The sequence below is a fragment of the Streptosporangium sp. NPDC050284 genome, from assembly GCF_044459525.1.
In the GTDB taxonomy this organism is placed as follows: domain Bacteria; phylum Actinomycetota; class Actinomycetes; order Streptosporangiales; family Streptosporangiaceae; genus Streptosporangium.
Map to the genome: position 1 here is coordinate 90,473 of NZ_JBITIZ010000005.1, position 13,487 is coordinate 103,959.

General features: G+C 66.1%; 6 protein-coding genes. 3 read left to right on the forward strand and 3 right to left on the reverse strand.

The features are described 5' to 3' along the window. Positions 1-20 precede the first annotated feature (20 nt). The gene (locus tag ACIBH4_RS13735; protein WP_362763619.1) at positions 21-1,430 is read left to right on the forward strand and encodes a protein kinase; all 1,410 of its coding nucleotides are present in this window, start codon (positions 21-23) and stop codon (positions 1,428-1,430) included. On the opposite strand, the gene ACIBH4_RS13740 is transcribed toward ACIBH4_RS13735, so the two are convergent. From ACIBH4_RS13740 to ACIBH4_RS13750, 3 genes are all read right to left on the reverse strand, one after another. Next, entirely contained in the window at positions 1,420-2,307 is an 888-nt protein-coding gene (locus ACIBH4_RS13740; protein WP_362512792.1) for a serine/threonine-protein kinase, read from the reverse strand. The genes ACIBH4_RS13735 and ACIBH4_RS13740 overlap by 11 nt on opposite strands. A 276-nt stretch (positions 2,308-2,583) precedes the next feature. Next, positions 2,584-4,644, reverse strand: coding sequence for an MBL fold metallo-hydrolase (locus ACIBH4_RS13745; protein ID WP_362512788.1), 2,061 nt, complete (start codon positions 4,642-4,644; stop codon positions 2,584-2,586). After that, the gene (locus ACIBH4_RS13750; RefSeq protein WP_362512786.1) at positions 4,641-10,676 is read right to left on the reverse strand and encodes a hypothetical protein; all 6,036 of its coding nucleotides are present in this window, start codon (positions 10,674-10,676) and stop codon (positions 4,641-4,643) included. The genes ACIBH4_RS13745 and ACIBH4_RS13750 overlap by 4 nt, the downstream gene beginning before the upstream one ends. A 784-nt stretch (positions 10,677-11,460) precedes the next feature. Between ACIBH4_RS13750 and ACIBH4_RS13755 the strand changes: the two genes are divergently transcribed. Both ACIBH4_RS13755 and ACIBH4_RS13760 read left to right on the forward strand, forming a co-directional pair. Continuing rightward, positions 11,461-12,747, forward strand: coding sequence for an Eco57I restriction-modification methylase domain-containing protein (locus tag ACIBH4_RS13755; RefSeq protein ID WP_362512782.1), 1,287 nt, complete (start codon positions 11,461-11,463; stop codon positions 12,745-12,747). A 28-nt stretch (positions 12,748-12,775) separates the two neighbouring features. Next, the gene (locus ACIBH4_RS13760; RefSeq protein WP_362512779.1) at positions 12,776-13,255 is read left to right on the forward strand and encodes a hypothetical protein; all 480 of its coding nucleotides are present in this window, start codon (positions 12,776-12,778) and stop codon (positions 13,253-13,255) included. The last annotated feature ends 232 nt before the right edge of the window (positions 13,256-13,487 follow it).

The window sequence follows — 13,487 nt, forward strand, 5'->3', positions numbered from 1 at the left end:
GGGTCCGTATTATTCGTTCCGTGCTCTCAGCCGGTGGCCCCGCACCTCGCCATCACCACAATGTCGATGGGCGTCTTCCCGCTCGGCCACCCTGGTGGAACTTCCCGCTCAGCCTGATCTGGGCATTGGCCCCGCTGTACACCGCCGGATTCGTGACCCCCTTCATCATCGGACACGCCGCGGTGCAGCTGAAAAGCCGGATCGCCGGATTCGCGACCGGCGTCTACGGTGTGATTCTGCTCGCGTTCGTCGTCATTTCCGGGATCTATAGCGACAATGACCCCGCGACGAAGGAGGCGCCGGTCGAGGTGATCACGGGAATCATGATCGTCGTAAACTGGCTGGGCGGTACGGTGCATGCGTTCGCGCTTCGGTCATCCGCATTCCGAAGCCGGTCGATGATCCATCCCCCTCCGGGGGACTGGCAGTACAACCCCATGCCTCCGCCTCGATACCGGGCGCCGACGCATCCGACCTCCCCTTACCGGGCTCACCCGACCCCACCGCCGACCTCGCCGTACCAGGCTCCCGCCTCTCGGGCCTACCAGGCGTACCCGAGCCCGGCCCCGGCCCCACCTCCGTCATCTCCTCCCGTCTCGATCTCCCCCTTCTCCCCGTCCCCCCGGTATCCGGCGAACACCGCGTCCGGCTCCCTTCCCTTCGGGGAGATCGGGCCGTACCGACTGGACCGGAAGATCGGTGCAGGAGGACAGGGCGCGGTCTACCTCGCGTACGGCCCTGGCGGGCTGCGGGTGGCGGTCAAGGTGCTGCACAGCCGGATCATCGGTGGCGCGGCCGAACGAGAGAGCTTCGTCAGGGAGGCCGCGATGGCGCAGCGGGTGCGTCCTTTCGCCACGGCGAAGGTGATCGACGTCGGCGTGATGGGGGACGTGGCCTACATCGTGAGCGAGTACGTGCCCGGCCCTTCACTGGAACGGCTGGTGCGGAGGGAAGGACCGAGGGACGGCGACAGTCTGACCCGGCTCGCCATCGGGACGGCCGGGGCGCTCGCGGGCATTCACGCCGCGGGCATCGTGCACCGGGATTTCAAACCGGCCAACGTCCTGCTCGGCCCCGACGGCCCCCGAGTGATCGACTTCGGGATCGCGAGAGCGTTGGACCAGGTCACGATGACCTCGGGTGTCCTCAAGGGCACCATGGCCTACATGTCTCCCGAGCAGATCTCCGGCGAGCACGTCGGTCCGGCCTCCGACGTCTTCAGCTGGGCCGCGACCATGCTCTTCGGCGCCACGGGCAGGCACGCCTTCGACGCCGGCTCCACGCCTCTCGTCTACCGGAAGATCATCACTCATCACCCGGATCTGTCCGTGCTGCCGACGGCGCTCCAGGCTCCGCTCGCCGCCTGCCTCGCCAAGGATCCTGGAGGTCGGCCGACGGCCGCCGAGGCGATGACGCTGGTCACCAGCTGACCCTGGACAGCGCCTCGGCGTACAGGTGGATCGGCTTTGTCGCCCGATCGACGACACCGGGCAGCGGAGGCAGGTCGCGTACGAACGGCAGGAGACGGTGGAAGACCTCGTCGGCGCGTTGTGGACGCCGCTCAGGGGCTTTCTCCAGCAATGCCATCACCAGCTCGCCGAACTCCTTCGGCGCCGCGGCTCCCAGCGATGCCGAAGGAGTGCTGAAATGTCCGCTCGTCTCGGTGACGAAGCCTGCCGGATGAACGACCCGACGGCCGGTGAGCATCTCGTAGAGGATGCAGCCCACCGAGTACAGGTCGGTCAGCGCGCTGGTCGTCCCCTCACGAAACTGCTCGGGAGCCATGTACATCTCGGTTCCCGGAGCACCCATCGTCCCGGTGATCACCGAGAAGTCAGGAGACCCCTGGACTGTCGCGACCCCGAAGTCCAGGACGACAAGGGTCGCATCGCGGCACAGCATGAGATTGCCCGGCTTCAGGTCCCGGTGCACGAGCGAGCGGGCGTGGGCGGCCGACAGCACGGCACACAGCTGCGCGCCGATCAGGGCGGTCCACGAGAGGGGAAGCCTCTCGTGCGCGTCGAGCACGTGCGTGACGGGCCATCCGTCGACGAACTCCATCACCAGGAAGAACCCGTAGTCGTCCTGCCCGAAGTCATGGACGGCGGGCACACCGGGATGACGGAGCAGGGCCATGATCCGCGCCTCGCGCCTGAACCGCCGGATGGCCTCCTCGGTGACCCTGTCGCGCCGGACCCGCTTCACGGCGACCTTGCGGTTCAGGTGAAGGTCGACGCCCTGCCAGATCTCCCCCATACCGCCCCGGCCTATCGGCTGCCGCAACTCGTAGCGCTGCGCGACCATCATGGGTCCCTCCCTCATCACCGGACCAGAAGACGTGTGGGCTCGCCGAGCACGGAGGCCGCGGCGGAGAAGTCGGCCAGGCGGGCGGCCAGTGTCTCGACGGCGAGTTCGCGCGGTAGCGCGGTGTTGAACGTGAGCCCGTTGGGTCGTTGCCGAGGAGCCGCTCATGGTGCGGCGTTGCCAGTCGACCGCACCCTGTGACAGCACCCACTGGTCGCGACCTAGACTCCCGCCTCGTGCGGTTCCTCCAGGGCCCGGCCATAGAAGAACAACCCGTGGTCAGACCGATCCTCCTTCGCGCCAGGGGCCGGCCGGTGCCGTGTGGTGGTGGCGTATCCGCAGGATGTCGGCGAAGTCACGCTGTCGTGGCGGGATGCCGTGCACCAGCATCACCTCCTTGGCCGCGACCTCGTCGGCGATTTCGAGCAGGCCCCGCCTGTCGGCGTGTGCCGACAGGCGCATCATCTCGACACGGGCCCTGAGGGGAATCCTTCTCTCCACGCCGTGGTCGTCAATGGGCAGATACGAGGCGCCCCCCTCGGCGAGTCTGAGCAGTCTGGCACCGCCGGACTCCTCGTCCTGGTAGCCGGAGAGGAACAGCGCGCTGTTGGCCTCGGGCAGGATGCGGGCCGCCCACTGTACGGCCGGTCCCCCGGTGAGCATGCCCGACGTGGTGATCACCACTCCGGAGGTGAACGTGTCGAGGTCGTCGGGGCGGTTGGCCCGTGCCACGTTCTCGCCGAGGATGCGCAGCGGGGAGCCGCGGTCGGCGGTGATGGATTCGAAAGAGGAGGTGACGTCCGCGGCCATCCCGTCGAGCAACACCGGCACATGGGACAGCCTGTCTCGCATGATCAGCGCGAGTTCCTGGGCGCGGCCGAGCGCGAAGGCGGGAATGAGGACCCGTCCCCCCGCCGAGTAGACCTCCTCGACGGCCCGGACCAGGTCGGTGACGCGGGTCTCCCGCGCGTCGTGGATCTCGCCGCAGCAGGTGGACTCCATCACGAGCAGGTCCGCCTCGCGTGCCACGTCCGGGATCTCGTAGCCGTCCACGGTCTCCTGGCGGAACCCGGAGATGTCGCCGGTGATGACGACGCGCTGGTCACCGGCTTGAACGACGACTCCGGCAGCCCCAAGGATGTGGCCTGCCGGGAAAAGTTCAAGCGTGATGTCTCCGATCCGGCGTCGTACGCCGTACGGGACTTCTTCGCAGCGCTGGGCTGCGGCCTCAACGGCATCGCGCTGGTAGAGGGCCTCGCCACTCACCCCCCAACTGCTGTAGGTACGCTGCCGCCGGCCCATCAGCTTCGCGGAGTCGGCCCACATGGCGGGCATCAACTGTACGGTCGCCGGGGTGGCGATCACTCGCAGCCGTGGCATCCGCTCGACCAGCGCGGGGACATACCCGCAGTGGTCCGTGTGCGCGTGGGTGACCACCACGGCGTCGATCGGTCCGCTCAGAGCCTGATCGATGTCACGTGGTGGCTGAGCCGGATCACCGGGACGCAACCCGGCGTCGACCAGCAGACGGGTGCCACCGGCTTCGATGAGCACGCACGAGCCACCGATCTCGGTGGCGCCCCCGAGGGGCAGGACGCGCAGATGAAGTTCCCGGGTGACGGTCACCCGGGGCTCCGGCGCGCTGTCCGGAGGAGCCACGATCGCCTGGAGTGCTGCGACAAGCGTTTCGGACTCGATGCCCGCAGCCTTCGCCGCGAGCGCGACGAGCGGAACAGGAGGAGTGGTGGAGGTCTGGCGATTACGCGGATCCCGGCTTTCTGGTCCGCGCTCGGAGATGTCGGGTGGCTGCTGCAAGGCGGCGAGGAGACTGGCCGCGGTCGTATGCGGATCACGGAGACGGCGCTGGAGAGCGGACACCTGGACGCCCAGTTCCTCGGCACGCTTCTCGGCGTCTCCGAGGGCGGCTCTGGTGCTCCGGAGTTCCGCGACCGCATGCTCGTTCCGGCCGTTGGCCCGCTCCAGCCGGACCCGTAATTCGTCGATCTTCTTCTGGTGTCGCCGCAGCCGGGTCTGCTGGAGGTGGCTCATCTTGTCCAGCCGTTCTGCCAGCCGGAGCCCCGTCCGGACGACATCGTCATCGGCCGATGAAAGCAGCACCGCGAGAACGCCTGACTCCGATTGGTCGCGGGGGATCCGTGAATCCCCGCGGAGGCGGGCACGAAGCTCAGGGAACCTGAGCAGCGCATCGATGAGCATCTGCCGCCGGGCGGTGACGAATCGATCGGTGTCGTGTTCGTGTTCCCGCCCGGCCAGAGCCGGGCGGGAGAGGAACACCTCGGCCGCTGCGCGGAGTATCGGCAGCAGTGGATCCGACGTCATTGTGATTGCCCCATCCGCCGGGTCGCCTGCATGAGGACGGGTTCGCGTTCGAGCTTGCCATCGGCGCGGAGCACGAGCGCGCCCAGGGTACGAAGCACCTCGACCAGATCCATGGTGGAGGCGTAGTGTTCCTGTCGCAAGAGAGCCTCGGAGAGTGGGTGCCCGTCCTCGTCCGCTCCTGCCAGGGCGAGAAAGCCCGCGATTGTCTCCGGATCGTCGGTGATCTCTGTCTGCCGTACGAGTTCATTCCACGCAGCGCTCAGCGCCCTGCTGGAGAGGACCCCCGTGGCCCTCACGAACTCACCCGGTGCCCGGTTCAGGTGCGTCCGGCAGGACTCCAGGGCGTGCTCACGATCGGTGTCGGGCCTGCTCAGCTCCTGGATCACCTTGCTGATCAGGACCGGCCATCCGCCGGTGACGCGCAACAGGGCTCCTTGACTGGCCTCGTCCTGAAAACCCAGTCCTTCCTCGTACATCCACTGCCGTACGCCGGGCCGGTTGAACGGCTGCAATTCCACGAGGTTGGCCGCGCCGGCCAGGTCATCGGTGCCGTCTCCGGCCGTGTCCGTTCCTCGGCCGATCGTCAGCCACTGAAGGGCGTGCTCCGGAGGGGCAATCATGACGATGGCAAGGGTGCCGCCGCTGGACAGAGAGACCGCGCGGGAGGCCGTTCGTACGATATCGGTCACTTTGGTGAGCGAAAAGCCCGAAAGATCGGTGATGATGATTTTGTGGCCCAAACCGCTACTGGCCCGCTGCACCGCCCCGTCGAAGGTGAGACCGCTTTCGCCGACCCGCCACACCTGTGCCTGGCCGTGCCGTCTGGCCTCCTCCTGGAGCGCGACGGCCACTCGGTCGATCTGCAGTGCCTTCGAGCCGGTGATCAGATGGAGCATGTTCTGCCGGCGTAGCAGCCAGGAGACCTGGCTACCGGTCAGCGGCGATCGCTCACGCCGCCCCAGGTAGGCGGCACGGTAAGACTGGGCGTCGAACGAGTCGGCCTGCTCGAAACTCTCAGCCTGTTCCAGGACCGCCACGACCTCGTCGGCACCGCCGAGCAGGTTGAGGATGTGCGGAGTGCGCAGCCGGTAACGCTCCCGGTCGGCGGCGAGAACGCCGAGGTTGACACACTCTTCGAGGAGCCCGCGGAAACCGTCGCTGGATGAGTCCTTGAATCCCTGCGGCCACCATTCCTGGCAGGCGGCTCGCAACTCGCCCGCCGTCATCGTGGCGTCGGTTCCCGCGTCGAGAGAGTTGAACGCCACGGCGTAGGCGATGACCTTGTAACGCTTGTCCAGGTTGAGGGTCCACTCGAAGCGATCACGGAACCCTCGGGCCAGCTTTTTGTCCCGCCAGACGGCGTCCACATCCTCACGAGTGATCTCGTAGGGCAGTGCCGTCTGCAGGGCGGGAAGCCGTCGCAGGCGGGTCAGTAAGGACTCCGCGAAGAGCTGGATCAGGGCAGGCGCGTTGTTGGCCTCGGCGATCACCCGAGAGGCGAGGGTGGGGGGGAAACGTAGGCCGAGCGCGGCCAACGGCCTGGTCAGCAGATTGAACGCGTCCTGCGGATCGAGCGGTCCGATCGCGATGGGTGTTCCGAGATGTGCCAGTGGCTGGTTCGGCAGGCTCTCGAAGCGAGCGGTCTGGTGCAGGCCGGCGAAGACGACCTTTACCCTGTGGTCGGTCTCGTTCATCAGGTTACGCAGGGCGATGACATTGCTGAACGACGCGCGGCGGGCATCCTCGTTGAGGAACTCGTCGGCCTCATCCAGCAGGATCAGCAGTTGCCGCGTGTGGTCGTTCTTGATCCACTTCTCCACGCCGCGGCAGATTTCCTTCGCGTCAGAGAGGGTTCTCGCCGACTCGGGAAGAATCTCGGCCGCGGAGAGTTTCCTGGCGAGCATGGGCCAGAGCGACTCGACCGGCGCCACCCGCCCGATGTCCTGGATGATCTCAAAAATGATCTTTCGATCCTTGTCGGTCTTCTGGATGTGCCGCTCGGCCTTGCGAAGCAGCGCGGACTTCCCGAGCTGCCTGCCGCCGTAGACGAACGAGGACCCCGTCCGGCTGGTGACCTCCTGCAGCTGGTCCGAGCGTCCATAGAACATCTCTTCCGGCACGTCGCCCGTGGGCGCGTACGGGTTGGCGGAGCTGAACGGCGCGAGCAGGCTCACCGTCGAGGTCCAGTTGGCCTCGGGCAGGCAGGCGAGGTAGCAGATCGCGGCGTGATCGACGACGGCCGCCACGGGGGTGGGGCGCTTGCGACCGGCCGCGGCCAGCTGACGCCGCTGCTCCACCGTGAGGACTCCGAAATAGAAGACCAGGACGGTCTGGCCCTCCGGCTGGTCCTTCAACCATTCGATGACCTGTTGTGGACCGGGGGACTTCCAGACAAGGAGCAGCCGGAGGCGGTCGCCTGACGGGCTCATTCTGGACCCGAAGGAAGGCAGCAGGGCGTCGCCGATCGTGCGCACCTGGTTCAGGGTGACCCAGATGCGATTCTGCTCCTCGCTGGGATCGGCATCCTGCTCTCCCTCCAGACCGATCATCTGCAGCACGGCCGCGATGGCGGATCTCAGATTTCCCGCACCCTTCGGTCCCTGCGCCATGGCCTGCCAGTTCCGAAGTCCGTATTCGGATACTCCGTGCCGCCCTCTCGGCATGTCGGAGATCGACAGTCCGGTCTGCGCCAGGATGCCGCTGAGCCGGGGATCGGCGATATCGTTTCCGAACTTGAGTGCGTCCTTGAGTTTCTGGAACCAGTCGGCGCTCTCCGGTCTCCGCTGTCGCCCCGTCGAGCGGGAGGAGGTGTCCTCGAAGGCTTTGGGAAAACGTGGAAAGAAGCGGTCGAGGTGATCGACGGCATCAGAGAGTTCGGGCAACTGCTTTCCAGCCTGTGCCTGTGCCGTGAACTCCTGGGCCGTGGTCAGGTCACCGGCTTCGATGAAGGATCTGATCCGCTCCTGGGCCGCGGCGACGTCGGAGTTCTCGGCGCCGAGGTCCGTCAGTTGCTCCAGCTCCGCGGTGATCCTGGCGTCGCGGATCCCGATGGCCTCCTGCTTCAGCCGGTCGAGAGCGCCGGAGATGACACCGAAATCGTCCCGCTCGTCACCGGCGAGTGTCTGGAGCGTTCCGGAGAAGCGGGTGGCGACGACCTCGGGGAGCACACCGTCACGACGCCATTCGGCGACCTGATCGTGAATCTCCTCGATCCGGTCGTTGCGCGCATGCCGAGCCGAATCAACGAGTTTCTCCCTGCGTTGCCGGAGTTCCGCCGCGAGTGCGTGGTCCTGGTGCGTCAGGACGGAGAGGATGGCCCGGGTGCCCTCGTGGTCGCCGAGATCGGCACGTGCGGTGAAGGCAGCCCGCCAGTCCCGGCCGTCCTCACCGCACAGGGGGAGGAGCCGGCTCAGGGAAGGAGGGGCGTACGGGGTCAACGTGTCGGCGTCGACCCTGATCTCGGGGGAGAACAGGAGATCGCCGTTGAGCACGTTGGCGATCGCGGGTTCGGACTCCGGTGGAGAGCTTCCGTCGAGCAGGGACAGGGTGTCGTGAATCAGCGTCGCGGCGGCCACGGCGGCGGCGGCCAGTGGTTCCGCCGAGGCGGCGAGCCTCGTGAGCTCTTCCTCGGCGCGAGCCCTGTCGTGATTGACCACCGTGCGCAGGTCGTTCAGTTTTCCGACAACCGAGGGGACGCCGGAGGTGTCGGTGCGTAGCGCCTCCACCTCGCGGACGGCTGTCACCCAGGCCGCCACGCTGTCCAGGGCCTTGTTGACCTTCTCTACCAACTTGATCCGCGCGCCGGAGTGGATGCGGTTGCTCCCACGGTTCGAAGTCTGTTTCTTGGCCTCGGTGTCGATCATCCGGTCGATCACCTGAGCGGCGCGGAGTTTTTTGAGTTCAAGGCCCGCTTTTCGCGCCTGAGAGGTGTCGTTGTGGGCCGCGATGGTGAGAATGCTACCCAGCGGTGAGCTTTCCTGAAGCAGGGACTTCCACACCTCGGTGGCACGTTGGAATTTGATCGTCCGGGACGGGCCGTCCTCAAGGAGCTTCGCCGCGACCGAGGAGGCGTGTTTTTGGCTGCTCTCGGCCTGTGAGGTGTTCCGCATTCTTCCGGACAGCCCCGGTACGAGATAGGCGCCGTCCTGAACCACCTTGGCGAAGGCGTCTCCGTACGCGGTCAGTGCCGGGAAATTGGAGACCACGGGGGAGAGGTCCTCAAGCAGCCGGGCGGTCTCCGGCGTGGGATGGACCAGACCGGCGCGCATCGCCGCCGCCCAGCCGAGCAATTGTCCGGCGGTGTCATCGCCGAGTGCCTTTGACGTCACTTCCGCGGCCGATTCGGTGAATGCCGCCGACAGCCGTCCGGCGAACTCGCTCATCTCGGCGGCCATGGCGGCACACCGCCGCACGTTGATCTCGGCGCTGGGACGGCCCGCTGCCGCCCGGAGCCAGGCCGCCAGGCCCAGCTGTTCGGCGCGGATCGCCTTGGCCTCTGCCGCCACCAACTCCGGGGGAAGGTCCTGCACATGGTCGGTGGACGGCTGCGAGACGGGGACGGGATCGGCCAATGTCCTCTCTGGCCGCTCCTGTTCCTCTGGGCCGACCTCCACGGCGGCGATTTCGGCCGCGGAGGCAACGGGGGCGAGGGGAACGGCTCCCGCGACATTGGGTTTCCGTGGCGACGTCTCCTCCGGCTGCGTCAGGTTGGCCTCCAGAAAGGCGTCCAGGTCGGCCAGATCATCCTGATCTTCCGGGGTGACTTCCTGAGGCGTCGGCGGCGTCGTTGGCTCATCCGTCGCGGGGGCCGTTCCTCCGTCGTCCTCATCGGGCTCGTCCTCTTCGGAGAACTCGCTCCCGGCCGGAGGGCGCGAGGCGATGTCCGGCCGCTCGGGAACCACCAGGAGACCCTGCGCCGCGGCCGCGGCCACGAGGGCCCAGCCGGTCGGCGCCTCCTCCCTGAACTTGTCCTGCAACTCGACCGTACGGAGGAAAGCATTCGGATCGCCCGCGAGATCGATGAGCTCCACGAGTGTCGCCAGGATCGGAGACCCGTCAAGTGAGGCCCCACGAATCTCCTCCAGCGGTTTTTCGAGGCCGGCCGGGCCCTCGATATGAGCCAGCGCGAGTATTCGGCGACGCTGGGAACTCGCCGCCACGACATGGTCGAGGGTCTGCTGAAGGGCGGCCACCGTGCCGTCGTCGGTGATCGTGGAGTTGGCCGCCGACGCGAGCCTGTCCCGCAGTCCGTCGAAGCCGGTGACGCTCCGCGCTATCACTTCGAGGTCGCGGTCAAGGGGCCGGCGTGCGTCCGCGCATGCTCGCTGCACGTTTCCGGCGGCCTCGGCGGCCCTCAGCAGCGTCTGGCGAAGACGGCTCATCTCTTCCTGTAACGCCTCGATGGAGTCCTCGGCGGCGGAGGGCGTCTCACGTGTCGCGGATTCTTCGTGTTCTGTGGTCAACTCGAACTCTTCGGGCTCGTAGTGGTCGGGCGCTTCGATCGCGGCGGGATCCGGATCCTCGACTGTCCCCGAGGGGAGGGCCCAGATGGCCTTGCGAAGTTCGGACAGCGAGATCGGTGTTTCCGGAAGATCGGAATGCAGGGAGCGCAACTCCTGCCAGGCGGCGTGAATCTCTTCGGCGACATTCGAGCCCATGCGCTCGGCGGAGGGGACGAGCAGGGCGAGTGCCAACGGAGACAGCGGAACGTCATACCGGCAGATGTGCGCGACGACGAGATCGGCGAAGTTGTCGGTGAGGTCCCTCATGTTCGCCAGTGCCTCGGCGAAGGAAAGCGCCGAGGACAACGTCTCGGCCATGGAACCCGGCCGCAGCAATCTCGCGCAGGCGTCCGCGGTGAGCTCGTCGTGGTTCTCGAATCCATACAGGAAGGGCAGGCTGAGGACGTGGATGAGCGAGGTGCTCCGCCTCCTGTCGTTACCCCGGAGTATGTGCACAAGGTTGGTCGCCGCTGATTTGCTGATCGACCGCATATCAGACAGCCCCACATGGCGCAGCATTTTCTTGCGCAAATCCGGAGGATACCTGGCGGAACTGGACAGGAGATCTTCCACGGTGACCCTAGCCGCGATCTCCGCCACGACCAGGTCGATGTCGTTAAATGCTTTTTGTGTCCCGATATAACCCAAAGGTGCAGTGTGGTGGTTATGTCGGCCCTTCTTGGTGCATCGCTGCACTGTCGGCACCTTCGCCTTCTGTGTTGCCGGTCCTATATCGTATGGTCACGTGCCGTTGAATTCCGTGTTTAGCAATAAAATGCGGTCATCTGGGAGAGAGGGTTGGACCGCACGGGACAGAATGCGATTCGGTGTGCGCGCGGCCCGTGGCCGGCGAACAAAATTCGGACGCCTGTCCGACCAGTCGACGACCAGGCGGATCCGCCCGGTGATGGTCACCCTGTGTTGGTGGCGGGGTGCCTCTGTCGTTTGGCGCTCCCGGTCGGGTTCGCCGTTGGTGCGGGTCGCCGAACTCTCCGAGGGCAGGGTCGGCAGGGCGAGAAGCGGCGCTCGGCCGGTAACCCGATCAAGGGTGCGCCGCGTCACACTGTTGAATATTAGACCGCTTCTGCCTGCATGTGAACTAAGCGCACTGATATTTTTTATGTGGACATGCAGCACATGTATGGCGTACAGTCCAGTTCGCGCCCTTGACGGAACGGTCCCAGGGCGATCGACTTTGCAGGTCCTTTACCCCCGCCGTCCCCCGACCGGTAACCCCTCCCCCGATGATCACATCTCCTCGATCACGGAACGACGGCCCGAGCGCGGGAACGGCGAGGGAGCCCGTCGGCGAGGAGTGAATGGTGACGAGCGCGCCCCCCTGAGCGCGACAGAGGAACGGCCGACCATCGGAGCCCTGGTGGAGGTCCGCGGCCAGCGCTGGGTGGTCGGCGAGGTCGACGACGTCGCCTCGCTCGGGGCCGCCGAACTGGCCGACGCGGTGAGCAAGAAAGCGGACAGGGCCGAGCTGGTCGCCCGTGAACAGCGCCGCAGATGGCTCGCCACCGACCAGGTTCACGGCTCCTTTGACCGCCACCCGATTCACTGGCCGTTGGCCTTTCCCGAGGTCTTCGCGAGCCATGTCACTGAGATCTCAGAAAACGGGGAGTCCCTGCGTCAGCCGAAAGCGGATGGCCCCGGCTTTGACGCGATCATCGGGAACCCGCCTTTTCTGGGAGGTCAGAAGCTCACCGGGACGATGGGGGTCGCCTATCGGGAGTATTTGGTCGAGGCGATAGGCCGTGGGGCTCGGGGAAGCGCCGACCTGGTCGCCTATTTTCTGCTTCGGGCTCATGACCTGCTGAACAAGGGCGGGCAGGCCGGGCTTATCGCGACCAACACGCTCGCTCAGGGGGACACCCGTGAGGTAGGACTCGACCAGCTTGTACAGGGCGGGGTGGCCATCAGGCAGGCGGTGAAGAGCAAGCCGTGGCCGTCGAGGAGCGCGGTGCTTGAATACTGCGTGGTGTGGAGCAGTCGGGTTCAGCCCGGTGCCGGTGCCGGTGCCAAACGTTTCGCAGATGGGGTTGAGGTCCCGGCGATCACACCTTCGCTTGACCCCATGTCCCGGGTGACGGGCAACCCCCGCCGACTGCTGGCGAATACGGGGAGGTCGTTCCAGGGCTCAAACATCCTTGGCCTTGGCTTCACGATGGAACCTGACGCCGCGCGAGCGATGATCGAGAGGGACCCCCGCAACAGAGAGGTTCTTTTCCCCTATCTCAATGGGCAGGATCTGAACTCTCGTCCGGACACCTCAGGAAGTCGCTGGGTCATCAATTTTCGGGATTGGGAAAAGGGTGCGGCTGAAACGTATGCCCAGGTTCTGGAGAAGGTGAAACCTGAGCGCGACGCGAACAAATACAGCAAGACGGCACGTGATCGATGGTGGCTGTTTGAGCGCGCGCGACCGGAACTTTATGGTGCTATCGCGGGATTACGGCAGGTGGTCGTGATCACGCTAGTAAGCAAGGTTGTGATGCCGGTGATGGTGCCGACTGGGCAGGTGTTCTCGCACATGCTTGGTGTCTTCGCGACTGATGACACGGCGATGCTGGCGCTGCTGTCGAGCGCACCGCACTAACTGGTGGGCGCGTGCGCGTGCGTCGTCGATGAAAGCGGATCTCCGCTACACCCCCTCAGATGTCTTTGAGACGCTGCCCCTCCCCGAGCTGACAGAAGAGATGAGGAACCTCGGCAATCGGCTCGACACCTTCCGCCGTGACCTCATGCTCTCCCGCCAAGCCGGTCTCACCGCGACCTACAACCTGGTCAACGACCCCAAGTGCGAAGACGAGGACATCGCCGAGCTTCGTCGTATCCACCAGGCCATTGACGAGGCGGTCTGCCGGGCCTACGGCTGGGATGACTTGATCCCCCAGCTCGACCACGATCACCACAGTGTGGGCCGGGAGATCCGCTACACGGTCGGTCCCGGCGTACAGCGGGAGCTGGTGAACCGGCTGCTGGAGCTCAACCACGCCCGCTATGCGGAAGAGGTCGCCCAGGGCCTGCACGACAAGGCCGCCAAGAAGAGCACCCGGAGCAAGCCCAAACCCAAGGCGATCACCGACCAGGAGGACCTGTTCTGACAGGGGGGCAGGCGCTTGGCCTCCGCGCCTCTGAAGATGCCTTAAAGCGCTTGTCCGATCACTGCTGGTGAGGCACGCTGGGGAGTGCCGCGCCCCCGGTGGGCGTTGGAAGTGAGGCCGGGACTACCGATGGAATCGGGCGCCCGGCCTTCGCGTTCCCCCCTCAATCGAGGAGGATCAGACGGACTCGCTCGGCCAAGAGTTCGAAGCTGGACGTTTGTCCATCCAGCCA

Bases quoted from the DNA above. Each gene is read 5' to 3' on its own strand.
- ACIBH4_RS13740 (WP_362512792.1), bottom strand. From the start codon at position 2,307: ATGATGGTCGCGCAGCGCTACGAGTTGCGGCAGCCGATAGGCCGGGGC.
- ACIBH4_RS13745 (WP_362512788.1), bottom strand. From the start codon at position 4,644: ATGACGTCGGATCCACTGCTGCCGATACTCCGCGCAGCGGCCGAGGTG.
- ACIBH4_RS13760 (WP_362512779.1), top strand. From the start codon at position 12,776: ATGAAAGCGGATCTCCGCTACACCCCCTCAGATGTCTTTGAGACGCTG.